The sequence below is a fragment of the Bacillus sp. NTK071 genome, assembly GCF_017303315.1.
Taxonomy (GTDB): Bacteria; Bacillota; Bacilli; order Bacillales; family Guptibacillaceae; genus Guptibacillus.
The window spans coordinates 197758-222167 of the sequence record NZ_JAFKOI010000002.1; the positions used below are offsets into that span (position 1 = coordinate 197758).

General features: G+C 40.3%; 25 protein-coding genes, 1 pseudogene, 1 riboswitch and 2 other annotated features. Of the genes and pseudogenes, 9 read left to right on the forward strand and 17 right to left on the reverse strand.

Going from position 1 to position 24410, the window contains the following annotated elements:
* Window positions 1-43 precede the first annotated feature (43 nt).
* The 3 genes from JI666_RS05240 to JI666_RS05250 are packed head-to-tail and all read right to left on the reverse strand — an operon-like array spanning window position 44 to window position 3358.
* Window positions 44-475 carry a GNAT family N-acetyltransferase gene (locus tag JI666_RS05240; protein ID WP_206889633.1) on the reverse strand — a complete coding sequence of 144 codons (432 nt, stop codon included), beginning with the start codon at window positions 473-475 and terminating at the stop codon, window positions 44-46.
* Window positions 472-1704: an MFS transporter gene (locus JI666_RS05245; protein WP_206889635.1), complete on the reverse strand. Its 1233-nt coding sequence runs from the start codon at window positions 1702-1704 to the stop codon at window positions 472-474. The genes JI666_RS05240 and JI666_RS05245 overlap by 4 nt, the downstream gene beginning before the upstream one ends.
* Before the next feature lie 31 nt (window positions 1705-1735).
* On the reverse strand, window positions 1736-3358 hold the full coding sequence (locus JI666_RS05250) for an SLC13 family permease (RefSeq protein WP_206889636.1): 1623 nt from the start codon (window positions 3356-3358) through the stop codon (window positions 1736-1738).
* 295 nt (window positions 3359-3653) lie between these two features.
* On the opposite strand from JI666_RS05250, the gene JI666_RS05255 reads away from it, so the two are divergent.
* Complete coding sequence (locus JI666_RS05255) at window positions 3654-4331, forward strand: hypothetical protein (protein ID WP_206889637.1); 678 nt, start codon at window positions 3654-3656, stop codon at window positions 4329-4331.
* 49 nt (window positions 4332-4380) lie between these two features.
* On the opposite strand, the gene JI666_RS05260 is transcribed toward JI666_RS05255, so the two are convergent.
* The 5 genes from JI666_RS05260 to JI666_RS05280 all read right to left on the reverse strand — a co-directional run bounded on the left by JI666_RS05260 (window position 4381) and on the right by JI666_RS05280 (window position 8742).
* The gene (locus JI666_RS05260; RefSeq protein WP_206889638.1) at window positions 4381-5685 is read right to left on the reverse strand and encodes a Na+/H+ antiporter NhaC family protein; all 1305 of its coding nucleotides are present in this window, start codon (window positions 5683-5685) and stop codon (window positions 4381-4383) included.
* A gap of 67 nt (window positions 5686-5752) precedes the next feature.
* Window positions 5753-5856: riboswitch (SAM riboswitch) on the reverse strand.
* Window positions 5857-5993: 137 nt separating this feature from the next.
* The gene (locus JI666_RS05265; protein WP_206889639.1) at window positions 5994-6146 is read right to left on the reverse strand and encodes a hypothetical protein; all 153 of its coding nucleotides are present in this window, start codon (window positions 6144-6146) and stop codon (window positions 5994-5996) included.
* A 40-nt stretch (window positions 6147-6186) separates the two neighbouring features.
* Window positions 6187-7026 carry an alpha/beta fold hydrolase gene (locus JI666_RS05270; protein ID WP_206889640.1) on the reverse strand — a complete coding sequence of 280 codons (840 nt, stop codon included), beginning with the start codon at window positions 7024-7026 and terminating at the stop codon, window positions 6187-6189.
* A gap of 157 nt (window positions 7027-7183) precedes the next feature.
* The gene (locus JI666_RS05275; protein WP_206889641.1) at window positions 7184-7513 is read right to left on the reverse strand and encodes a YolD-like family protein; all 330 of its coding nucleotides are present in this window, start codon (window positions 7511-7513) and stop codon (window positions 7184-7186) included.
* Between the two features lie 17 nt (window positions 7514-7530).
* The gene (locus JI666_RS05280; RefSeq protein WP_206890372.1) at window positions 7531-8742 is read right to left on the reverse strand and encodes a Y-family DNA polymerase; all 1212 of its coding nucleotides are present in this window, start codon (window positions 8740-8742) and stop codon (window positions 7531-7533) included.
* A gap of 367 nt (window positions 8743-9109) precedes the next feature.
* Here JI666_RS05280 and JI666_RS05290 point away from each other — a divergent pair.
* The 3 genes and pseudogenes from JI666_RS05290 (at window position 9110) to JI666_RS05300 (ending at window position 12694) form a co-directional block, all read left to right on the forward strand.
* Window positions 9110-10755 (forward strand): annotated as a pseudogene (locus tag JI666_RS05290) (M4 family metallopeptidase).
* Window positions 10756-10865: 110 nt separating this feature from the next.
* A complete protein-coding gene (locus tag JI666_RS05295) occupies window positions 10866-11672 on the forward strand; it encodes an SDR family NAD(P)-dependent oxidoreductase (RefSeq protein WP_349769301.1) in 807 nt (268 codons plus the stop codon).
* 179 nt (window positions 11673-11851) lie between these two features.
* The gene (locus JI666_RS05300; protein WP_206889647.1) at window positions 11852-12694 is read left to right on the forward strand and encodes an STAS domain-containing protein; all 843 of its coding nucleotides are present in this window, start codon (window positions 11852-11854) and stop codon (window positions 12692-12694) included.
* Window positions 12695-12716: 22 nt separating this feature from the next.
* Here JI666_RS05300 and JI666_RS05305 read toward each other — a convergent pair whose 3' ends face one another.
* The 7 genes from JI666_RS05305 to JI666_RS05335 form a co-directional block, all read right to left on the reverse strand.
* Window positions 12717-13274 carry a GNAT family N-acetyltransferase gene (locus JI666_RS05305; protein ID WP_206889649.1) on the reverse strand — a complete coding sequence of 186 codons (558 nt, stop codon included), beginning with the start codon at window positions 13272-13274 and terminating at the stop codon, window positions 12717-12719.
* 58 nt (window positions 13275-13332) lie between these two features.
* Window positions 13333-13574: a binding site (T-box leader), on the reverse strand.
* A 128-nt stretch (window positions 13575-13702) separates the two neighbouring features.
* Window positions 13703-14062, reverse strand: coding sequence for a DUF805 domain-containing protein (locus tag JI666_RS05310; RefSeq protein WP_206889651.1), 360 nt, complete (start codon window positions 14060-14062; stop codon window positions 13703-13705).
* A 93-nt stretch (window positions 14063-14155) separates the two neighbouring features.
* Window positions 14156-14512 carry a VOC family protein gene (locus JI666_RS05315; protein WP_206889653.1) on the reverse strand — a complete coding sequence of 119 codons (357 nt, stop codon included), beginning with the start codon at window positions 14510-14512 and terminating at the stop codon, window positions 14156-14158.
* A gap of 44 nt (window positions 14513-14556) precedes the next feature.
* Window positions 14557-15183, reverse strand: a complete 627-nt coding sequence (locus tag JI666_RS05320) for an NUDIX hydrolase (protein WP_206889654.1) — start codon at window positions 15181-15183, stop codon at window positions 14557-14559.
* Window positions 15184-15281: 98 nt separating this feature from the next.
* Entirely contained in the window at window positions 15282-15731 is a 450-nt protein-coding gene (locus JI666_RS05325) for a GNAT family N-acetyltransferase (RefSeq protein ID WP_206889656.1), read from the reverse strand.
* Between the two features lie 128 nt (window positions 15732-15859).
* Window positions 15860-16654, reverse strand: coding sequence for an SDR family NAD(P)-dependent oxidoreductase (locus JI666_RS05330; protein ID WP_206889658.1), 795 nt, complete (start codon window positions 16652-16654; stop codon window positions 15860-15862).
* Between the two features lie 12 nt (window positions 16655-16666).
* Window positions 16667-17677, reverse strand: a complete 1011-nt coding sequence (locus JI666_RS05335; protein ID WP_206889660.1) for an MBL fold metallo-hydrolase — start codon at window positions 17675-17677, stop codon at window positions 16667-16669.
* Between the two features lie 370 nt (window positions 17678-18047).
* On the opposite strand from JI666_RS05335, the gene proC reads away from it, so the two are divergent.
* The gene (proC, locus tag JI666_RS05340) at window positions 18048-18884 is read left to right on the forward strand and encodes a pyrroline-5-carboxylate reductase (protein WP_349769302.1); all 837 of its coding nucleotides are present in this window, start codon (window positions 18048-18050) and stop codon (window positions 18882-18884) included.
* Window positions 18885-18970: 86 nt separating this feature from the next.
* Here the strand turns inward: proC and JI666_RS05345 are convergent, their stop codons facing one another.
* Window positions 18971-19234, reverse strand: a complete 264-nt coding sequence (locus JI666_RS05345; RefSeq protein ID WP_206889662.1) for an HPr family phosphocarrier protein — start codon at window positions 19232-19234, stop codon at window positions 18971-18973.
* Window positions 19235-19499: 265 nt separating this feature from the next.
* Between JI666_RS05345 and JI666_RS05350 the strand changes: the two genes are divergently transcribed.
* Entirely contained in the window at window positions 19500-19808 is a 309-nt protein-coding gene (locus JI666_RS05350) for a MerR family transcriptional regulator (RefSeq protein WP_206889663.1), read from the forward strand.
* 101 nt (window positions 19809-19909) lie between these two features.
* Entirely contained in the window at window positions 19910-20296 is a 387-nt protein-coding gene (locus tag JI666_RS05355) for a DUF302 domain-containing protein (RefSeq protein WP_206889664.1), read from the forward strand.
* A 173-nt stretch (window positions 20297-20469) separates the two neighbouring features.
* Here JI666_RS05355 and JI666_RS05360 read toward each other — a convergent pair whose 3' ends face one another.
* The gene (locus tag JI666_RS05360) at window positions 20470-20802 is read right to left on the reverse strand and encodes an MGMT family protein (protein WP_206889666.1); all 333 of its coding nucleotides are present in this window, start codon (window positions 20800-20802) and stop codon (window positions 20470-20472) included.
* A 154-nt stretch (window positions 20803-20956) separates the two neighbouring features.
* Between JI666_RS05360 and JI666_RS05365 the strand changes: the two genes are divergently transcribed.
* Both JI666_RS05365 and JI666_RS05370 read left to right on the forward strand, forming a co-directional pair.
* Window positions 20957-22609 (forward strand): BCCT family transporter, encoded by a 1653-nt coding sequence (locus tag JI666_RS05365; RefSeq protein WP_206889668.1) that lies wholly within the window; start codon window positions 20957-20959, stop codon window positions 22607-22609.
* Window positions 22610-22735: 126 nt separating this feature from the next.
* Window positions 22736-22940, forward strand: a binding site (T-box leader).
* A gap of 73 nt (window positions 22941-23013) precedes the next feature.
* The gene (locus JI666_RS05370; RefSeq protein WP_206889669.1) at window positions 23014-24357 is read left to right on the forward strand and encodes a sodium-dependent transporter; all 1344 of its coding nucleotides are present in this window, start codon (window positions 23014-23016) and stop codon (window positions 24355-24357) included.
* The last annotated feature ends 53 nt before the right edge of the window (window positions 24358-24410 follow it).

The window sequence follows — 24410 nt, forward strand, 5'->3', positions numbered from 1 at the left end:
AGCCTCACAATCCGTGAAATAGGGTTGTGAGGCTTTTTATTGTTCAACCAATTGGTTTGTAAAAGCCTGTTGACTTCGCCTTGAAACCGCAGCTTTCGTAGAACTTGTGAGCAGCCTTGCGCTCGTCACGATTCCCACTATTTAGAACGACAAGTGTAGCCCCTGCTTCAATCGCTCTTTTTTCCGCTTCATTAAGTAGCGTTCTTCCGATTCCTTTTTGTCTGTAGTCCGATGCTGTTACCATTGTAATGATTCTCGCAACCACTATGTCCGACACATATGAATGTTCAAAATGCATGCCTAGCATACTAATGAGCGTTCCGTTTTCTTCAGTAACAAGCGTGACATAAGAGCTGTTATTCATAATAGGCTTTAATCTTTCTTTAAGCTGTGAAGCTGGTGCCGGATAGCCCATATCTGATAAAAGCAAACCCACCCCCTCTTCATCACCTGCTACAGCTTGTCGTATCTTCATTTTATACCCTCCTCTAAGGCATGATGGCTATATCGTTTCGATACTCGTTTGTTCGTAAATAGCATCAGCAGCGGCACAATGAGAATGAGTAAGCTAATGACGCCACCCCAGCCTAACCAATCCCATAGAACACCTACCCCTGAGCTACCAGCTGCTACGCCTGCATAATAGCTAATAAGATAGAAGCTTGAAGCACCGCTCTTATGGTGCTCTGCTGTACTTGCAACAGACGCAGACGCCATAGAATGTGCGATGAAAAAGCCAGCGCAAACCGTACATAGCCCTACAATGACAATTGTAAAACCATGATAGAGCGTTAGTGCCGCACCTCCAGCAAGAATAAATAATCCAGCCATCATCGTGCGCCGAAGACCAACATCAGATGAAAGCCTTCCAGCTACAGGCGGTGAAATCACACCAAGTATATACGCAAAATAAGTGAGTGAAATCCATTTCAATGAAAGAGAAAACGGCTCCTGTTCTAAGTAGAAAGGCAGGTATGTCCATATCCCTGTGAAGATGACCTGAATGAGGAACCCCAGGGTAAATAGCGAAAGCAATCTTCGGTCCGTCAAGTGGACGAGCATTCCTTTCATATCTTTCATAACACCTCCACTTCCTCCTTTAAAAAAGCGAGAAGCGGGAAGAAGCCAGAAAAAGCAAAGTGTAGCACCCACCGCAAAGGCTGCTAGCACAAGAAAACTTATCTTCCAGCTGTACAGGTCCGTCAGATACCCTGTTGCAACTCGTCCACTTAGCCCTCCCATTGCGTTACTCGCAATGTAGATACTTGTCGCAAGTCCGACACTTGATGGATCTACCTCATCTGCAAGATAACCCATGGCTGCTGCAGGAATGCCAGCAAGAAAAAAACCTTCGATACATCGAATTACAATCAACAATAGAAAAGATTCTGCAAACGGCATCGCAAGTAAGGTTGCGACGACTAATAAGAGTGAGATCTTCATAACGGCTGTTCTTCCGTACCGGTCTGAGATAAATCCAAGTACAAGAAGACCTGGAATCATCGTTATTACTGGTGTTGACATGAGCAAGCTAGACGTGGTCGCAGTGAGCTTGAATTCAGCTGCAAAAACAGGCAACAATGGTTGAAAAGCATATAGTGCTGAGAAAATTAGCAAGGCACCACAGCCAAGGCTAACCGCTGCTCGCCAGAAACCGGAATCTTTCGATGTGTATTGATTGTTGTTAACCGGTAGATCGGTCATAAGTATCAGCACCTTTTTGTCTACTTACTGTTTATTTTAAAGCATCAGGAAATTGAGTCAGATCAATTCCCCACACAATTGGCATGTAGAAATAGATAGCAATAGTAATAATAACGATCGAGGTTATATTTAGCCAGAATCCTGCTTTTGCCATATCAGGAATTTTCAAATAACCTGATCCAAAGACTACGGCGTTTGGAGGCGTTGCAACCGGAAGCATAAAGGCACAGCTTGCCGCTACTCCAGCACCAATCATTAAGGCATAAGGGTGAACCGAGATGGCTGATGAAAGAGATGCCATAATCGGAAACATCATCGTTGCTGTTGCTGTGTTTGATGTGATTTCTGTTAAGAAAATAACGAGCGTTGTGACAAGGAGCAAGATAACGAAAAGGTGAATACCTGAAAGAATCGTTAATTGATCTCCAATCCATTGGGCAAGTCCTGATTCCTGAAATCCTGACGCAATCGCAAGACCAGCTCCGAATAGAAGCAGAATGCCCCACGGAAGTCCTTTGGCAGTCTGCCAATCTAGTAGAAAAGCGCCCTTCTTTGAAGGTGCTGGTACTAGAAATAGAATAAGAGCTGCCGTCATTGCAATCACGGTATCATTGATGTTTGGATTAAGCTCACTTAGTACGAATGAACGGCTAATCCATGCAAGCGCTGTAAGCGAGAAGACAGCAAGAATTACTTTTTCTTCAGCTGACATGGATCCGAGATTCCTTCTTTCCTTCGTAATGACTTCTTTGCCTCCAGGGAGTTCTTTTATTTTCATAGGAAAAGCCATTTTCACAAGATAATACCAGCATCCGAACAGAAGGATCAACATTAATGGAACACCAAACATCATCCATCGTGCGAATGATATTTCAATTCCATATAGCTCGTTCACAACAGCTGCAAAGATCGTGTTCGGCGGTGTACCAATGAGCGTCGCAAGCCCGCCAATTGAAGCACTATATGCAATTCCAAGCATAATTGCTTTTCCAAAATTAAAACGTGGTGCTCCCTCATCTGTATCCATATCAAGCTGTTCAGAAACTTGATAAATGACAGCAAGTCCAATCGGTACCATCATCATTGATGTAGCTGTATTTGAAATCCACATAGAGAGAAATCCCGTTGCAACCATAAAACCAAGCACAATTCTCTCTGTACTTGTTCCGATAGCTGATATAATTACAAGTGCAATCCGTTTATGGAGATCCCACTTCTGCATTGAAAGCGCAATCAGAAAACCACCCATAAAAAGAAAGATCGTATTATCCCCATAAGCAGAAGCTGTTAAATCACCCTCAAGCCCACCAGTTAAGGGAAATAAAATCAGTGGTAGTAGGGATGTAGCGGGAATCGGAATAGCTTCTGTAATCCACCACGTTGCAATCCATACAGTACTTGCTAGAATAGCTAATCCAGCAGCAGAGAGTCCTGACGGGTGAAAAAAGATCATTAAACACAAGAACAGTGCAGGACCCAGAAGTAGACCTGTCAATTTCCGCCTATCATAAACCGGATCGGGTTCGGATTGCTTTATTCCAGTATTTTTTTGTGATGTTTGAGAAGGGATTCCACTCGTGTTTGAAGAAGCGAATGTTAACAGCTCCTTTGCTCGATGGTGCTCATTCCATAACTGATTCCAAAGTCCTTGCATAACTTTACCTCCTTAGATCCATTAATCTTTAGTTTAGAATTCGCACCCCCAACCTGTCAATTTATTCATAATTTTGGTACTATTTTCTCGAGAGGTGTTAAGGACTTTCGTTTCATTTCATAGAAGGGGTGATCTTAAGACACTATTAAACCCCCTTATATTCCCAAAGGGGACGAATATTATAAGTTGATAACGTAATTTTCCAATAATTCTAACTAATAAATCCATCTATGAACTTCGCTGATTTCACCATGTTTCACACCAGGTAGCTCAAAATCATTCCAGGGGGTATTTGATGAGAAAGATACAACAGACAACAATCAATTCAGTTGTTAAATACGGGCAAACAAAGCTTCCAAAATCCGCTAACACCGAATGTCCTGAATGTGGGAACGACGCCTCTTTTCAACTGAAATTTGATTATCAAATTAATCAGGCCGTGTTCTCAACTCTTTCCCGCTGCTCCGTTTGTAAAGAAGCAGTCCTTTTCATCTTAATTAAAACCTCACATAACGACCGGGGAGAAGAAGTAGAGCTATTCGTTCATCAAACATCATTTACACGCGAACCACTAGGGAGACTAGCTAGTACTGCACGACTTCCTGATGATCTTGAACGGGTTTACCGTTCCGCTGTAAATGTACATAATATGAAGGATTGGACCGCTACAGCCGTCATGGCAAATCGAGTTCTTGAGAGCATCACCGGAAGTTTTCTATCAGATAATGAACTAGGACAACCTCTTTCTAAACAACTTGAGACACTTGCAAAGCAAATTGATTTAGAAGAACCCATCGTGAAGCTAGGACACCTCCTCGGGAAAGGCAGCAACTTAAATAACTTGCTTTGTCTTGAGAAAGCAACTAGTGAAGAAACAGCAAATCTTATTATTGATCTACTAGATTCATTAATCGAATACTTATACATTCTTCCTCAACGTATTGTTCATCTTCAAAAACAAATTGAGGGATAAAAAAAAGACAGGCGGCTTGAAGTGAGCTGCCTGTCTTTTCTATGCTAATTTAGTCCTTTGCTTCTTTTCTTTCAAATGATGGATAATTAATCATAATGGCTACAATTCCAGCAACAGCAATTAATATAGGATAGATCGAATATGGAAGTAGCGCAAGCGGCGATATGGATGCTAAACCTGCGGCGGCAAGCACCTGAGCACCGTATGGGAGCATTCCCTGAACACTACCTGCAAAGATATCTAGAATACTCGCTGATTTCCGAGGATCAACGCCGTACTCTTCGGAAATGTTTTTTGCAAGGGGCCCTCCCATGATAATGGAAATTGTGTTATTTGCGGTTGATAAATCGAGAACACTTGCGAGTCCTGCAATGCCGAACTCGGCACCTCTACGAGATTTTACTCGACTTAGAATTCGGTCGAGTACAAACTGAATTCCTCCATTATGCTTGATCACTTCAATCATGCCACCAATAACAAGCGCAATCATAGCAAGGTCTTCCATTCCTTTAATGCCTTCTGTTACCGTGGAAACAAGCCCACTCATTCCAAAAGCACCATTATAAAGCCCTACTATTCCTGCAAAAAAGACACCACTGACGAGGACAACGAGTACGTTAACACCAGCAATTGCAGCTACTAGAACACCTAGATAAGGAAGAATTGTAATGAATTCAAAAGCATGTTCTCCACTAACCACAGCTTGCTCACCCATTGTCCAAATACCATAAATGACTGCAGTAACAATAGCTGCGGGTAACACGATAAAGAAGTTAACTTTAAACTTATCCTTCATTTGTGTGTTTTGCGTTCGTACCGCTGCAATGGTTGTATCTGAAATCATCGAAAGGTTATCACCAAACATTGCACCACCAATTACCGCTGATAACGCAAGGGCGGGAGCGACACCTGTTTGATCTGCAATCCCGATCCCAATTGGGGCAAGCGCGACGATTGTTCCCATCGATGTACCCATTGAAATTGAAATAAAACAACCAATCAGAAATAAGCCTACGATTAAGAGGTTGGGTGGGAGAATGGAAATCCCTAGATTAACAATTGAGTCAACCGCACCAATTTTCTCAGCTGTAGCAGCAAAGGCTCCGGCTAACAAAAAGACAAGTATCATTAAGATAATATTGGAATTCCCTGCCCCTTTACAGAAGATCTCAACCTTCTTCATGAAGCTTTCTTTTCTGTTCATTGAGAGTGCTACACCTGCCGAAATTAATGACGCTAGAATAACTGGCATACTATAGAAATCATTTGTTACGATTGCTGTTCCAATAAAAAGTATAATAAATACGGCGAGAGGAAGTAGCGCCATGCCATTCCCTTTTATTTGGTTTTCCATAATTGTGATCTCCTTCTTCTATTCTAGTCAAACGAAAAAAGCCCACTTCAAGAGAAGAGGACGTTCGCTCTTATCTCTCAAGATTACTCTTGCTGGAAGCAGCACCTTTCTGATGAACAGAGGTTGCTGAAGCTTCTTTGGGCCAGATCCCTCCACTTCTCTTAATAAGAAATATGCAGTTACGCAGATCTACTCTCTAATAGAGGAGTAAACCTCCTTTTTATTGAAGCTTCACTTTATCACGCATTATTCTGATGAGTCAACTACGAATAACGGAATAAAATAAACTCCCTTATTATAAAAGGAGTTTACATGATGTGCCTATTTGATTTCAAGCTTTCTTTCACTTCCATTTTCTTCATCTCAATCTTAGGTATCTTCTTCAACGTTACGATTGACACTAGCCACCATAAAGCATAACGCATGTATTCAGCGTCTTTATTTTGTTGAATGATGTTCACTAACCTTCTCCCTTTCTTGAAGCTTATCTGCCAGTCTTAATTATACCTGAATGAAGCGTTCTATATCCCTCATGATTAAACTCGGACGCTCTTCAGGCAAAAGGTGACCTGTTTTTTCGTAGACGATTAATTCAGCGTTCGGCAAATCATTACTAAGACGCTTGCCAACCTTTAGCGGAACGACTCGATCGTCCGCCCCCCAAATGAGTAGGCTATGAGTATGAATTTGTTTCAATTCGTCCGATGAAAGATCTCCTTCTCGATCACGGATCATTCTTACAAGAGAACGAAAAATGCCTTCGTTGAAGAACGGTTGAATATAGCCTTCCATCATTTCTTCATCAATGAGTGTTGGGTCATAGACGCAATTCATTAAATTCCCTTTCACTCCTTTTCGATAAAGCCATCTCTTCAAGTAGACAGAGAAAAAGGGTAGATAAGACGTGTACACGAGACTCTGCTTTGCTTTCTCAAGATATCCTGAGCTGCACAGTAAAATATTCTTACTTACCAAATCCTCTTTAATTGCTGATGCTCTCATCGCAACCTGACCTCCCATGGAATGACCAATCATAACGGTCTGCTCAATCGAGAGTCTTTCGAGCAGTTCAACAACCACTTCAGCATAATTCTGATAAGAATGCACAAAACGATTGGACTTTTCACTTTTTCCAAATGGCGGAAGATCAATTGCCACCACTGTATAAGCCTTCGTAAGTAGTGGAATCAGTCTTCGATAGCTGAAACTCGATGATAGAAAGCCATGGAGAAGCGTCAATACCGGTCGATCAACCGCATCATTGTTCTTGTAATATTCATAATGAATGTCGATTCCTTTGATGTTTTCTATGTTCTGTTTAAGATTTTGAGCCAATAACATCTTTCATCTCACTCCGGTTTCTCCACCTTTAAGGGGACGATTGGTTTCATGAACGCTCAAGGGCATAAGCCCATTACTAGAGTTTCACTTTATACGTATTTTACCCCAATCTTTAAATGAAAAACTTTTGCCCTTCTAGAGAAGTGTTTCGATTTCTTCATTCTGTTTCTATATGAATGAGATTAGATAAGGAAACCTTTCTCTTTCTCTCATCTTGATCAAGAATGCGTAGCTCTCTGCTTAATTGGTCCAGATAATGGACATACCCATAAAGAATTTTGGTTTCGCCATTCTCGAAATAGTGGAAATAGAGAGGATAGTGAAATTCCATTGCTTCACAAATGATTTCATTCATTTCTTCCATCTTCTGTTCATCTAGCACCGGTTTACTCTTTCGACGTTCTTCTGCCTTCCAGTCGCGCAATTCTTTCACGTGTTCAGGTAACATCATTGATGTCCATTTAATATTGCCACGATCACGAATCATATGTCATCATCTCCTTTCTATGCTTTGTGACCACCAACAAGCTTGCTTCTATGCAACGCCGTCCCCGCTTTGGTATATGAAACAGCGCGAAGTAGTGCAGACGATCCGTACTTATCTCTGATCGAATCCATTACATAGCCGAGATCTCGCTGTTTCGGGCGCTTTGTGTTGAATAAATCAAGCTGCACTTCTTCGTCATCACAAATGTTAGAAAGGGTAATCGAGATTTTGCGAACTGTTTTCTTTTCATAAAAGGCTTCAAATAATTGAAGACACACCTCATACACTTCAAGCGTGATCGAAGTCGCACTATCGATGCTCCTTGAACGGTGAAATCCTCCCCCGCCTTCTTCCTTACTGTATCCAATTCCAAGGCTAATCGTACGCCCCGCTTTTCCAGCTCTTCTTGCACGCCTTGCAACTTCTTCACTCATTTCGAGAATGACGTGTTTAATTTCTTTCTGATCATGGTAATCTCGCAACAATATTTGACTCTTTCCGAAGCTTATCTGACCCTGCATAATTGGAGCACCCATTTCAGAAAGGTCAATTCCCCAGGCATGGTGATAAAGTTGGTTTCCCATAACCCCAAATTTCTCCTCAAGAAGATGTAACGGGTAATGCGCAAGCTGTTTAACGTTCATAATGCCCATACGATTTAACGTTCGCTCAACGCGCGAACCAATTCCCCACATTTGACTAAGCGGGGAAAGTGGCCATAACTTCTTAGGAATATCATCGTAAGTCCATTCCGCAATTCCTTCCTTCTTTGCTTCAAGATCGAGGCAAAGCTTAGCCATTAAAAGGTTCGGTCCAATTCCAATTGCACATGGCAATCCGAACGTTTCACTAATTTCATCTTTTATCATCTGCGCTACCTCAAATCGGTCGCCAAAGAGGCGCTCAGTTCCGTCGATCTGTAGAAATGATTCATCCACACTGTACGTATGAATACATTCTGACGGGACATAGCGATGAAAAAGCCTCGTGATTTCCATCGACTGTTTTAAATAGGAAGACATCCTTGCATTAACAACATGGATCCTCTTATCGTTCGGGATTTCAAATAATCTGCTACCTGTTCGAATACCAAACTCTTTCTTTAATGCGGGCGAAGCCGCTAATACAACACTCCCCTGGCGCTCTGTATCACCTACAACAGCCAGATAACATGTGAGCGGATCGAGTCCCATCTCTACCGCTGAGCAACTTGCATAGAAACTCTTCATATCGATACATAGAATTGTTTTCTTTGGAAACTTAGAATAATCCACCTACATCACCCCTTCCATGAAAATCATATCGGAACATTTGTTCTCTTTTATATATACCCGTATTTTACCCGAATATACGTTCTCTTATCAATAAGTACTTTCTTCCAGCAGGACGACAACTTGACCAACTTGTTCACGATCTTGTTTATGACTACATTACCAACCGAGACTTTTGAACCAGTTGGCTATTTAATTTATAGGTGAAATGAACTGGTTGTGTATACACTTGTATAGGTCTGATTTATCAAAACTATTAAAATAGTTTGAATATTTAACCTTTTGTGATAAAGTGATCTCATCTTAACTACAAAGGGGAAATAACATGAATAAGAAGAACTTGTTATCAATTGGTTTATCCGTCGGTTTGGTAAGTAGCATGCTAGCTCCTACCTCTTCATTTGCCGCAAACGACACGAACATGAATAAAGAAACTGACACACCTTCTTTTGTTTCAGGAAAGCTCACAAAAGCCTCCTCCAAAACACCAACAGAAATCCTATTTGATTACCTTAATGAGCAAAAGAGTCTATATAAATTCAGTTCATCAGCTCAGGACTCTTTCAAAATTGTTTCAACAGAAAAAGATGAACTTGGATTTACTGTGTTTCGTTTACAGCAATTATACGAAGGGACACCTCTGCTTTTTTAATAGCATCCTGCTTTTTGAACTTTGTTGCCTTCTTAAGTTCTTTCTTTGATTCGAGATTTGGAATAACTGTACCCGATAGAGCTGTTAAGACACCATCTTGGTCAACGTGGACCGTTTGAGTGGATCCATACACAGATCTTGGCTTCTCACCAGATTATGAGCAAAAACCTGAATCTAACCTTGTCGTCTATAACGAAGGGGATTCTGCAACTTACGCATACCATGTGACCCTTAACTTCCTGTCACCTGAACCAGGAAACTGGCAATACATAATTGATGCGACGAGCGGTGAAGTTCTCACAAGTTTTAATGCGCTTCATGAAGCGAAAAAAGAAGGCGTAGGTAAGCCTGGCGGCGGTGGTACGTTAACCGGAACGACTACCACAGGAACTGGTACTGGTGTTCTTGGCGACCAGAAATCATTCAATACCCTCCTCTCTTCTTCTACTTATTATTTACAAGATACAACAAGAGGTGGAGGCGTCTTCACTTACGATGCAGCCAACCGTACAAAGCTTCCAGGCTCACTTTGGGCAGATGCAGATAACAAATTTAACGCAAGCTATGATGCGGCAGCAGTTGATGCTCACTATTACGCTAGTGCTACGTATGACTATTACAAAGATGTTTTTAATCGTAACAGCTATGATGGTAACGGCGCTCCTCTAAAATCAACAGTTCATTATGGACGCAACTACAATAATGCGTTCTGGAATGGTAGCCAGATGGTTTATGGAGACGGAGATGGCTCAACATTTGTCTCTCTATCTGGAGGAGAAGATGTAGTAGCGCATGAATTAACGCACGCTGTAACTGATACAACGGCAGACCTCATTTACCAAAATGAGTCGGGTGCATTGAATGAATCAATGTCAGATGTGTTCGGAACGCTAGTTGAGTTCCATGACAACAACAACCCAGACTGGCTCATTGGAGAAGACATTTACACTCCAGGAACATCAGGAGATGCACTACGTTCCATGTCTGATCCGACTCAGTTTGGTGACCCAGCCCACTATTCTGAACGCTATACAGGCACTCAGGATAATGGCGGTGTTCATATCAACAGCGGAATCATGAACAAAGCTGCTTATCTTTTAAGTGAAGGTGGCACATTCTATGGTGTTACAGTTTCAGGAATTGGTAAAGATAAGCTTGGTGCAATCTACTATCGTACTCTTACCCAGTACCTAACAGCATCTTCGAACTTCAGCCAAATGCGATCGGCTGCAGTTCAAGCCGCAACAGACCTATACGGAACAAGTAGCTCTGAAGTACAATCTGTCAAGAAAGCTTTTGATGCAGTAGGAGTTCAATAATCGTTATCTAGAAGACAAGCAGTCGGCGACTGCTTGTCTTTTGTATGCTGTAACAGGTTTTATCTAGCTCTGTTCGGGAAAGAAAATGCTAGATGATTAAAGGAGGATAAATGATGGGGATTTTCAAAGAAGATGCACTTAGTCACGATCACATCCTGATTACAGGAGCAACCGGCGGCATTGGTTACGAAACCGCAAAAGCAGCCGTCCAAGCTGGAGCTACTATTACGATAACAGGAAGAAATGAAGAGAAACTTCAGAGACTTAAAGAAGCGTGCGAACAGCTTTCTTCAGATGCGAAGGTTGCAAGTGTTCCTGCTGATCTAACAAGTGAACAAGATCGATCATCTCTTGTAGAAAACGCTATTAAACAAAATGGAAGCATCACTGGCTTGGTGAACTCAGCAGGAATTGGTGGTGGCGATACGCTCGATAAACTAACAGAAGAAGATCTTCGTAAGGTGATGGACCTTAACTACACATCTACCGTTCTTCTCACTCAACTTGTTTATCAACATATGCGTGACAATCATCAAAAAGGAGCAATTGTTAATCTTTCCTCCCTTTCAGGACTTCGAGGAACTTTCGGTAACACAGCCTATAGTGCATCGAAATTTGCGATAACAGGCTTTACACAGTCATTTGCACATGAGGCGATCCGAGCCGGCATTCGTGTGAACGCGGTCTGCCCTGGATTTGTTGATACAGAGATGGGGAGAAACAGTATTGAATCGAAAGGAAGAAGAGAAAACAAAAGCTTTGAAGAAGAATTGAAAGCTGTTGAAGAAGCGATGCCGTCAGGACGAATTACACAACCCGAGGAAGTAGCCAACAGCATCATTTATCTTCTTTCAAATGCGTCAGGTAACATCGTTGGAGAGTCATTAAAAATTTCAGGTGGAAGTGTCATGCGATAAGGAAAAGGTGGGGATTCCACCTTTTCTTTTTTTGGAAAAAAGAGGATTAAAGAGAAAGATGAAGCAAATTAAAGGAGACCGTCATTTTTAGTCGAATGAAATAAAGACGGTACATTTGTACATAAGTAGCGGCACCCTCGTCTCAAGCATCATTTCAAAGGAAGAAGGTGGATGACCGAATGGAAAGTACTCTTTTTGAAATAGGAAATAAAATTGTTACTGACCGATATAAGTTAGGAAAATCGATCTTTTCACTTCAGGATGAAAGCTACGGCAAAAAGTTAAAACTTTCAAGAGTGAAAGAAGATCAAATCCTTGATTGGCGAGCAGAGCTCCTCGAATACATTGGCAAAGCCATCTATCAAAACGATGAAGAAATAAAGAACGATATTAGAAACTGGGCAAAGGCAACCGGCCACCTTGCTATTTCAAACGGGATCCCCCTTGAAGAATCCTTTAGAGTGCTTACGCTTTTTCGTCACGTGAGTTTTGAAGCAGCAATGAGAGAAATTCAATTGGGATCTCACACCGCCTTTTCTATGAATGTTAGTAAACGAATTGATTCAATTATCGAAGAAGTAACGTATACGTATAACGACATTTGCATAGGATACCGCAGTCAACATCAAGTAACAGATCTAATAACTAATGATCAACTTCACATCACCATTATCCCAATTACCGATACCCTCGCTCTCCTGCCAATAACAGGCTCAATTTACGCCAAACATGCCGACTTAATTGTGAAAGAAACATTAAATCAATGTAATGACAAACAGCTAAGCGATATTTTAATTGACCTATCAGGTGTATCACACTTAGATCTACCGTCAGTGAACAGTCTAATTCGATTGAAAAAGGTACTTACGTATAGCGGTATCACCATGTGTATTTGCGGAATTCAACCATCAACAGCTCTTTCATTGGTTACAAAGGGCATCAATCTAAACGAATTAAAGATATTCAGTACTTTAAAACAGGCTCTACTTCAAAGAGGTATTCGCCAAACTATAGCAAAATAACGCTGTTCTAAATAAGTAAAGATTAGACTTTCGCATAAACACATGTATCGGTTACTTTCGAGCCATCAATTGATAAATCCTCGTTTCGTAAGATTCCTTCTAATGAAAAGCCTAATCTTTCCGGAACAGCACGACTTCGATCATTTTCACGATCACATCTGATCTCGATTCTTCTACAACCTAAGTGATCTAAAGCGAAATCAGTTAATTTACCAACCGCTTCCGTCATATAACCATATCCACTATATGACGTATTAATCCAGTAACCGATCTCTAGCTTAGGGATGCTCCAGTTAATATTGTGAAAACCTGTTGAGCCTACAAATTCATTTGTTTCTTTCAAGAAGATAAGGTAGCGTAAGCTCTCGCGCCTTAGAAATTTAATATACGCCTCTCTCGTGTTCAGTTCCGTTTCTTCAACAGTTGGTAGTTCCTGTACAAATCCGAGCCATGGCTTCAATTCGACGATAGAAGATTTAATCGCTTTATTTACTACCTTCCCATCGCCTGGCTTTGGCATTCGTAAAATCAACCGTTCTGTCTCTAATTCTGAATCAATTTCCATAAATAGTGGATCCAATCTAATTTCCCCCTTCTAAAATAAGCAACAAAAAACTTTCGCCCTCAAGAATTATCTTCTTGAGGGCGAAAGTTAGTCGCGGTACCACCTCAGTTTATTGATACGTCACCCTATCAATCTCAACAGGTACACGAACCGTATACCTTACCTCTATAACGGGAGAACCCGTCGCCTTTCCCCTTGTACAGGATTATAACGAAGCTCCAAGTCTTTTTTCGATAAGCACGTCCCCTCCTTCTCAGCAACTGGAGGTCTCTGTTTCGAACAACGCATACCTACTCTTCTTTTCATAGCTAATGTTTTTATAAAATTAAGATAATTTAACCATTAGATTCAAATTTCGTCAAGTACACGCTCCAAATTAACCGAACATAAAAAAACCGCCATTTAGCTTAATAGGCGGTTTACTACTATGTATTTGCTTGAAATTAATTAAAATTCTCATCCCACTTAGGATTTGGTCCGAAACGATTTTCTTTCAATTCACTATCTAAACATGCAAATACTAAGAGAACAATACCACCGATAAGCGGAATCAAACAAATTAAGATCCACCATCCGCTTCTACCAGTGTCGTGCAATCTACGAACCGTTACAGCAAGCGAAGGCAAGAGAATAAACAATGAATAGATGGTGGTTAGAAATAGTGCCAAACCTACTACTGATTCTACTAATGAAAGGACAACGGAAATAATGATATTAAAAAGAGTAAACAACCAGTACTCTTTCCGTCGCGCTCTTCCATTGAAATTAACGTAATCCTTCAGTCCTTTGATATACCAATTCATACTACTTCTCCTTTTACGAATAAGTTTAAGTCTAATAACCCTACTGATAGTTTATCATACTACAACGATCGGACTAAGGTTGATCTCCCTAGTTTACTTCCAATAGCAGACTTGTAACTTATTATGATCAAGGTCAAAAAAATCAAAAAAATAATTCGTGCCATCGCGTTTAAGTGAACCAACCGTAACACCATTCTCTTTAAGGTGAGTAAATGCTTTCGTTATGTCCTTTGTGAAAAAAATAGGATAAACAGTATGATGTCTAGAATCAATCAACTCTTTATTTTCTTCAATCGTTATCGGTGTTCCACCATTTTCTACACTTAAAATCCGATATGTTCTATCTTTGTAAACTTCTTTAAGACCTACTACATCCTGATACCATTCACTTGATTGTTCAACATCATAAACTTGCAGACAGATCGTATCTATTTTTTCAAATAAACTCATATCAGTACACTCCCAGGACGTTTTTAAATTTTTTCTAAGAACGATTAGCGTGAAAGCTGTTGTTTAATCTCCTTGAGAATCATTTTATAGTAAGAATCTTGATGTGGGACAAAGTGATTTTTGTCTACCTTCTCATCAACAAACACTTTTTCTTCATTGTTATTTATTTTAAAACCTTTAACATTAACCGCTTCTCTCGTTCCTTTCCATAGATTATAAACATCGTTTAAGTCAGCTCGAACAAGTCCAGCTACTTCTTCTTTTTGAAGATCGAAATCATCAAACGAATGATCGTTTTTATACAAGAAGACATTGGCTATTTCATTGTCGATCATGTTCTCCCTCTTGATACTGGCCAGGGTCACGGTTAGCGGTAATAACTCATTGTATAATACCTTGATTCCTAATTCTTCTTCAATTTCTCTTACTCCATCTTCCACTGTTTCATGAGCTGATAAATGACCAGCAGCTGTAATATCTAATAGCCCTGGATAATCTCTCTTCACATCACTGCGAAGTTGGAAATAAAGATAATCGATGCCGTCTTCGCTACTAACAAACCAGCACTGAAAAACCTCATGCCAATACCCTACTGAATGCACTTCCTCACGCGTTGCAACACCTATTGATTTTCTGTTACGGTCGTAGATCCTTATCTGTTCATCTTCCATATTTCTGAACCTCCACGCTTATAAAGTTTCTAGAGTCTATATACCAGTTTACTATTTCAAGTTCATAGATTGAGAGGAAAGTATAAAGAAAAACTAACTCAAAAGATGAGCTTCATACCTTCATGGCTAGCTGTAAAACCCAACCGTTCGTAAAACCGATGAGCATCGCTTCGCATCTTATCTGTTGTTAATTGCACAAGACCACACCGCTCTGACTTTGCGATTGAAATGGCTTCTTTAAAAAGATCTTCTCCTATCCCTTTTCCACGATAATTCTTTTGAACACGTACAGCTTCAATTTGCGCACGCTTCATCCCTCTTCTTGCTAAACCAGGAATGATTGTTAACTGAAGGCATCCAATGACTTCTTGACCTTCGCTTGCTACGATTATTTGATTTCCGACCTGCGTTTCTATTGCCGTGAAAGCTTCAACATATTCTACAGGTAAAGGCTCTCTATAATGTTCACGCGCTGAACCTAGTTCATCATCGCTAAGTAGTCGAACAATTGCATTCAAATCTTCTTCAGTGGCTTTACGAAAATGCATGGGAAGTCACTCCTATTGTTAAGTTGATTATTTCTTACAAGACAATTATATAGTAGAACTTCACTTCCATAACATACCTTACGTATCCTCTAAAAATAAAAAAGAGCATCACTCGATGCCCTTTCAACTTACTTTTGATTAAAAAACTTTCCAGCTGCTTTTTCCACAAGACCTGGCGCTGTTTGATAAAGCTTCGCTCCCGCATTCATCCAACCAGGTAAATTCACTTCTCGTTTACCCTTCTGAATCGCCAAGACAATTTCGTCTGAGACCTTTTCTGGTGAAAGCATCATTTTTTCTACATTTTTTGTATAAGTTCCACTTGAATCCGCAATATCAAAGAAATTTGTTTTGATAGGTCCAGGATTGACGGTTGTTACGAAAATACCGTGTTCCTTCATTTCCATTCGCAGGCTGTTTGAGAAGCCCAGAACAGCATGCTTAGAGGCAGAATAGCCAGAAGATTTCGGTGTAGCAAGCTTTCCTGCTTGTGAAGCAATGTTAACAATATGTCCTTTACCCGCCTTGATCATTCCTGGCAGGACGTGGGATGTAAACCGCATTAATCCGATCACATTCACATCAAACATCGCTTCAATCTCTTTCATATCCGCATCAATAAAAGCATCGAATTTCCCAAAACCAGCATTATTAATTAGGATGTCAATTGCAGGCATCTCACCAAGTAGTTTTGGGAGAAGTTGATCGACTCGCTCCCCATCACCTACATCCATCGTCCAGACAGCTGGTGAATAGCTACCACTTGATTCAATTTGCTTTTTCACTTCCATTAGCTTCTCTTCAGAACGAGCAACTAGTATCAGCTTTGCACCCCGTTTAGCTAAATCAATCGCTAACTGTCGCCCAATCCCACTTGAAGCGCCTGTAATAAGAACTACTTTGTCTTTTAAATTCTTGTTCATCTGTTTCTCCCCTTATGTTCTATACGTATAATACGTCTTTTCCTCACTTTTCATTTTGTTAATCATGTTTTCAGATTCAAGATAGTCTAAATGACCAATTGTTTCTGATAGTGTCAGGCCAATTTGCTTTTTATAAACCCCAGGGAATAGCTTTTGACAAGCCTGAAAAGCTGTTAACTGCTCATTCTTTAGAAATGATGCTACTTTATCAGACCGCTCTTCCTGCTTAAGGAAACGTTCTCTTATCAATTCATCCGGATTTAGAATAGGATCGCCATGCCCCGTATAAACGTAAGACAGGTGAGCATCTAACGTTTTTTGATATGAATGTCGCTGCTGAAGAAGCGGCTTAGGACGCTCCGTTCCTTTTACATATGGTGGCTCAAGTAGCGGATTAGATGAAATCTTCTTAATTAAATGATCCCCAGCTATTAGCGTATGACTTTGTTCATGCAGTAAAGAAATATGGCTTTGAGCATGACCAGGCGTTTCCATAACTGACCATCCAGAACATCCTGGAATCTCATCTCCTTCAGAAAGATGCACATCACATTTTGCACGATCAGCAAAAGCTAGATAACCTCTAGTATCTTGAACATGATTATAATAGTGTTCACTGACGCCAGCGTCACGGTATATGCCATTCATGAACGTTTCATGTTCCTTCAAAAATGAATCACTCATTTGTAGCCATCGATCATTTTTCCAATGACCTAACACTCTCTTCCCTTGTTCCATTAACATTCCAACAAAGCCGATATGGTCTGGATGATGATGAGTTAAGACAACCTGATCAATATCTTCTAATGTTAATCCGTTGTTTTGAAGTTGTGTAACAAGAGCCGCCTTCGCCTCAGGGGTCCGAGGACCAGTATCAACAAGCGTAATAGCTTCTCCTTTAATCACAAAACAATTGACAGGACCAACCGCAAACGGTGTTGGCACCGTAATTGAGAGAACTTCATTCGTTTTTATAAGATTCAATTCCTCCGCCACCTCTGCTTTACGTTCTTTATCTTTCATTCTATCGCTCTTCCCTCTATTTGTCATTATAGTAAGATAGTTTACTTCGAAATTTTCTAATAATTTTGATTGACATTTATTAAGTTCCGTTGCATACTATGTAAAATTAGAATGATCGTCTTGGCTTTGAGCGAGATTAGTAAAAGCATTGGCATGTGTCAGAGAGAGGAATTCACCGGCTGAAAAATTCCTTAACATTGTTAAGCTTTGAACCTGCCCCGTTAGCCTGCTGTGGAAACATAGCCGCTTCCCACGTTATAGGGAGTTCAAGGATATCTAATGATATCGAAAAAAGGTGGTACCACGGATTACGCCCATTCGTCCTTTTAATAAGGATGAGTGGGCGTTTTATATAGAAAGGATGGAAAAAGTGGAAATGAAAAACATCGGATTTCTTGGTGCTGGATCTATGACGGAAGCCATGATAGAAGGAATGATTACAAGGCAATTCATAAATCCTGATCAACTCGTCATCATGAACCGATCTAATTCCCACAGACTTGCTGAACTTGAAGAGAAATATGGTGTTCGAACTATACAGAATGCAGAAAAGCTACTCAGACGTTCCAATGTTCTCGTTCTAGCAATGAAACCAATTGATGCCGCGCAAGCCTTAGAAACCATTGCACCTTATTTAACTAATCGGCATGTAATTATATCCGTTCTGGCAGGGATTACCACTTCCTATATTGAGGAATCATTTCAAACGAAGACTCCTATCGTTCGCGCGATGCCCAACACATCTGCAACAATTGGCTATTCAGCCACAGCAATCGCTAGAGGGACATACGCAAATCATGAGCACCTATTATATACTCAGCAGTTGTTCGAAACGATTGGAACAGTTGTTCAGGTTAAAGAAGAGAAATTAAATGCCATTACAGGTTTATCAGGTAGTGGCCCAGCTTATTTCTATTACATGGTTGAATGTATGGAAAAGGCAGCAATATTGAACGGCATTGATCAGGAAACCGCGCGTCATTTAATCATTCAAACGATTACAGGAGCAGCTAAAATGCTTAGTGAGACGAACTTGCAAGCAACTCATCTTAGAGAAAGAGTAACAAGTCCAGGGGGCACAACTCAGGCTGGTTTAACTATGTTGGAGAAATACAAGTATGAAGAAGCTATAACTGCCTGTATTACGGAAGCCAGGAAACGATCTGAGGAATTAGGAAAAATCTTAGAACAACAAAATCACTTCTAAAGCAGTTAAACCCGCCATTCCCGATGGCGGGTTTAACTGCTTATAGAACGCTTGCAAAACGACATAAAAAAGACCTCCTCTCTCTATTAAACGCTTTTACTCTGTACAACTATACAATGCTTCTTAAGATGCGCTAGTGCCTCTTCACTGTCCAATCCCGTTGAAATAATCGTCATCGGCCCAAAATGTCCAGTTAATCTCCCCATACTCAATAGACTTTTTGCATTAAGTTTCTTCCCATCAACTTCAACGATAATATAGCTACTGAAAAGGTTCGCACTCTTTACAAAGTCCATAATAAAAGACATCGTTACTTTTCCTGTAATCAAAACGGTTTCTTTATAAGTCATGGCAACATCCTCCTTATCATCTTATACAACCGTTTGCACTCTTCCATTCTTACACCCTATTTAGAAATCCGCAACATTACTGGCACCTTTTCTTACACACCTTTAACACACTTAACATATCATACGTCAGATAACCTAACATCATAGTCATCAACCTTAACTTGTTATGCTATAATGATACAAGATTGCCAGTTTCATAAGATGACTTCAATAGTATATGTAGCGATAGCTGCATTATGAATATGTTCACAGGGAGTGACTGCAGATGTCTTATAAAGAAAAAAAAGTTTTACCAATCGGATCTGTCAGTGAGTTAACCGGACTATCTCTTAGAAAAATCCGCTACTATGAAGAAAGAGGTCTCATTCTACCTGATCGGTCAGGGGGAGGTACTCGTAAATTCTCGTTTACCGATGTAGAGAAATTAATGGATATCGCTAACCAGATTGAAGATGGCATGCAAACATATGAAATTAAGAAGATATATAAGAAAGAAAAACAAAAAGACAAAGATAAAATTCGAGATGAAATGATTCGTGGTCAACTAAATGCTGCGTTTAAAATGACGAAGTAGTATTGTCTTAACTCTTTTTGTGAAAACCCGTTTAAAACATACTCTCTAGGGTATACAAAGAATGGAAAGAAATGAATTTGTATATGAAGGAGATGTTGAACATGAGTTTTCACTACACAGTTGAAACATCAAAAACAGTTGATGAAGCCGTTGCAGATTTAAGTGGATCATTACAAGAAGAAAAATTCGGTGTACTATGGGATTTCGACCTAACTGCTAAATTGCAAGAAAAGGGTATGGATTTCAACACACCTTATCGTGTTCTTGAAGTATGCAACCCTAAAGAAGCAGATCGCGTACTGAGTGAAGACAAACTGGTAGGCTACTTTCTTCCATGCAAAATCGTCGTTTTTGATGACGAAGGGCAAACGAAAATCGGAATGCCTAAACCAACAACGTTATTAGGATTAACAGGCGATGATCAGTTGAATGAAATCGGAACCGATATTGAAAAACGATTAGTTTCTTGTATAGATAATAGCAAGTAGTTAGAAAGTCCATATCCTCCAAACAGGGTATGGACTTTCTTGGCTTAAGAACCCCCTCGGCGACCTTTCAGCAAAGCTGAAAGGCGGGGGAATCTAAGGTTTTACTCTATTGAGTCAAAAATCGAGCAATCAACAATGGACGCTAACACAGCCTTTAGAAAAGAGGCTTTTAATTACTCTTGTTCTGTTATCTCATTATCATCTGGGTTAAAACGGTATTCGTCTAAATCAATCCTATTTGATGAAGTGAACCTTACCCCTTCTTCCTCTAGCATTATTTTCTGATTTATAAACCCTTCTTCACTTTTGATTCCAATTTCACCTTTCGAATTGATGACCCTATGCCAGGGAAGTTGATAGTTTGCACTCATCGAATGCAGGATGCGAACTACTTGTCTTGCTCCTCGTGGACTACCTGCACATTTTGCAATCTGACCATACGCCATCACTTTTCCTGATGGAATACGTTGAATGATATAGATTACTCGCTCTGTGAATCTTTCCATTATTCTCATCCTCTTTTTTAATAAATCACTGCTTCTACTATAACAAAACTGTCGTTATTTATTGAAATATACACTACGTCATTCTTTGCAGTATAAAAACCCTTTTTTGCTAGAAACTAGGATCAGTATGCTATTGCAAAGGAGTTTGTTAGTGATGAATAAACGGTTGATCGATTGGCCTACCTTTTTGGGTGCATTAAGCTTGCTGCTTCTTGTTACGGTTCCACTCGTTCTTTTTCCTAAAAGCGGAAAAGAGTTTGTGGATAAAGCAAATGAATTTATTACAACTCAATTTGGAGTTCTTTACCTAATTGTCGGACTAGGTATCTTTTTCTTTCTAATCTATGTTGCATTTAGCGACAATGGGCGCGTAAAGCTTGGTGAAGAAGATGAGCGTCCTGAGTTTAACAACTTCTCATGGGCAGGAATGCTTTTCTGTGCTGGGATTGGGTCGAGTATTTTATACTGGGGAACAATTGAGTGGGCTTACTATTATCAAGGCCCTCCATTCGGAGTAGAACCTGGAACAAAAGAGGCGATTCTCTGGGCAAGTACGTATGGTATTTTCCATTGGGGCCCTATTGCTTGGGCAATTTATACACTGCCAGCATTGCCGATGGCGTATTTCTATTACGTACGCAAAAAACCGGTCCTTAAAATAAGTGAAGCTACAAGACCGTTAATTGGAAAGTATGCAGATGGGCCGCTTGGAACCCTTATTGATGTCCTATTCATGTTCGGACTACTCGGTGGAGCAGGTACAACACTCGCACTTGGTACCCCAATGATTGCTGAAGGAATCAATGCGTTAACCGGCATCCCCGTTACAATGGTACTTAAAACAATGATTCTTATACTTGTGACTGCCATATTTGCGATTAGTGCTTATTCCGGTTTAAGAAAAGGAATTAAAGTTTTATCCGATGTTAACTTAATTCTTTCTATAGTCCTTCTTCTTTTTGTCTTGATTTTCGGACCAACTCGTTTTCTTGTGGAAACAACAACGAACAGCGTCGGTTTTCTGCTAGATAATTTCTTTCATATGAGCACATGGACAGAACCATTTAATACGCTTGGTCCTTATGAGAAAACGAACTTCCCTGAAAGCTGGACCGTTTTCTATTGGGCATGGTGGCTTGTTTATGCGCCTTTCGTTGGATTATTCGTTGCTAAGATCTCTCGAGGACGTTCAATTAAGCAAATGATCCTCGGCACAATCGGCTACGGAACGTTTGGAAGCATCCTGTTTTTTGGAATTCTAGGCAACTATGGTCTTCATATGCAGCTAACGGGCAAGTTTGACGTTGTTAGCGTTCTAAATGATCGAGGTGCTCCGAGAGCCATTATTGAAATCATCGGGCAACTTCCTCTTTCATGGCTTATGATCTTTATCTTTGTCATTCTAGCGATCATTTTTCTTGCGACTACCTTTGATTCAAGCTCCTATATTCTTGCATCAGTCGTACAACATGAAGTTGAAGATGAACCTCTGCGTTGGAATCGACTATTCTGGGCTTTCGCACTATGCTTAATGCCACTCGTGCTTATGTTCGTTGGAGGTCTCAGTACACTGCAAACCGCAAGTATCGTTGGAGGATTCCCGCTCCTCTTTATCATGATCATGCTCGGCTGGTCATTTATGCGGGCTTCCACAGAAGATATACGTGCATCAGAACATTACGAGCCCAAAACTTTCTCATTAAACTATAAGAAAATTCTACAAACCCTTCGACGCAGAAAGAAAAAAGAAGAGCAACAGCAAGGACCAGTGGATGCTCATTTTGAAGAGAATAAAAAAGACGAATAGCAATTGAGAAAAGGTTTCTTGATAGACCATTATTTCCTCCTTGAGGAATTGATAAAATTTCCAAGTCTAAAATCTTATTGACACCGCCACTTGATCATGATAAAAATTGAATAACCTTACAATAATTGAACTGCTTTGAAGGAAATTAAGTAGCTACCCCTTTCCCTGTTTAAAGAGAGCCGATGGTTGGTGTGAATCGGTACATAAAGGCACGTGAATTTCATTTCTGGAGCTTCTTTTGCATTGCAAAAGACGGTGAAGATCGTTAAACAAACAAGTGGTGAGTGTAACTCACAACCAGGGTGGTACCGCGATAACAATCGTCCCTACGGATAACGTAGGGGCGATTTTTTTGTGGCAATAACGTAATTAGCATTCATTATTAAAACGAGAGGAGAATGAGCATGAATGAAAACGAACAATGGTCCTCAAGACTAGGCTTTATATTAGCAGCTGCTGGGTCTGCAATCGGACTAGGGGCGATCTGGAAATTCCCTTACACCGCCGGGCAAAACGGAGGTGGCGCTTTTTTCCTTATTTTTATTCTTTTCACCCTAATTCTTGGACTACCTTTACTACTTGCTGAATTCTCAATTGGCCGAACCGCACAAAGCAATGCGGTTGATTCTTACAAAACAATTGCACCTGAATCGAAATGGTATCGCGTAGGAATTATGGGAATGATTACTTCATTTATTTTGCTATCATTCTATAGTGTTGTCGGGGGATGGATTATATCCTACCTGTATAAAGCCGTAACTGGTGAATTGACGGGACTTTCTTCCGATGAATACGCACAAGTTTTTGGTTCAACGATATCGAATACGTTTATTAGCGTATTTGCACAATTCTTATTTATCATCATAACCATTCTCGTTGTTGCAAGAGGTGTTGAAAAAGGGATTGAACAAGCTAGTAAAATTATGATGCCTGCTCTATTTATTCTTTTTATCATTCTTGTTATTCGAGCTGTGACGCTCGATGGCGCTGTAGAAGGAATAACTTTCTTATTACAACCTGACTTCTCAAAAGTAACCTCACAAACCATTCTTGAAGCAATGGGACAGTCGTTCTTTACATTAAGTGTTGGTGTATCTGTCATGGTTACGTATAGTTCATACTTGCCGAAATCACAAAGTTTACCTCGTTCTGCTTTCTCCATCGTAGCAATGAACATCTTCATTGTTTTGTTAGCAGGACTTGCGATTTTCCCGGCAGTGTTTGCTTTTGATCTTGAGGTTGGTGCTGGACCGGTCCTTCTCTTTAACGTTCTACCAACAGTCTTCAGTCAATTGCCATTCGGAATGCTATTTTTCATTGCATTCTTAGTGCTTTTCTTGTTCGCAGCCCTCACGTCGGCTTTCTCAATGCTTGAAATCATTGTTTCCGTTATTTCCAAAGGAAACCTTGATTTGCGCAAAAAGTGGGCATGGATAATCGGTCTTGCGATTTTCATTGCAGGTATTCCATCAGCTCTATCGTACGGCTTGCTAAGCGACGTCACTTTATTTGATAAAACGATCTTTGATCTTGCCGATTATGCAGTTAGTAATGTTCTCCTTCCAATTGGAGCACTTCTTATTGCTCTGTTTGTCCCACGTAAAATGAAAAAATCCGCCCTTTATGAAGAATTAAAGCGAGGAAGCAGTTTAAAGAAAGGATTATTTGAAACGTGGTATTTCCTTATCCGTTTCGTAGCACCGCTACTCATAATCTTCGTTATGTTAGATGTCCTTGGAATTTGGTAAGTGCACAAGCTATAACCTCACCTGGATCCAGGTGAGGTTTTTCATATTCTAAA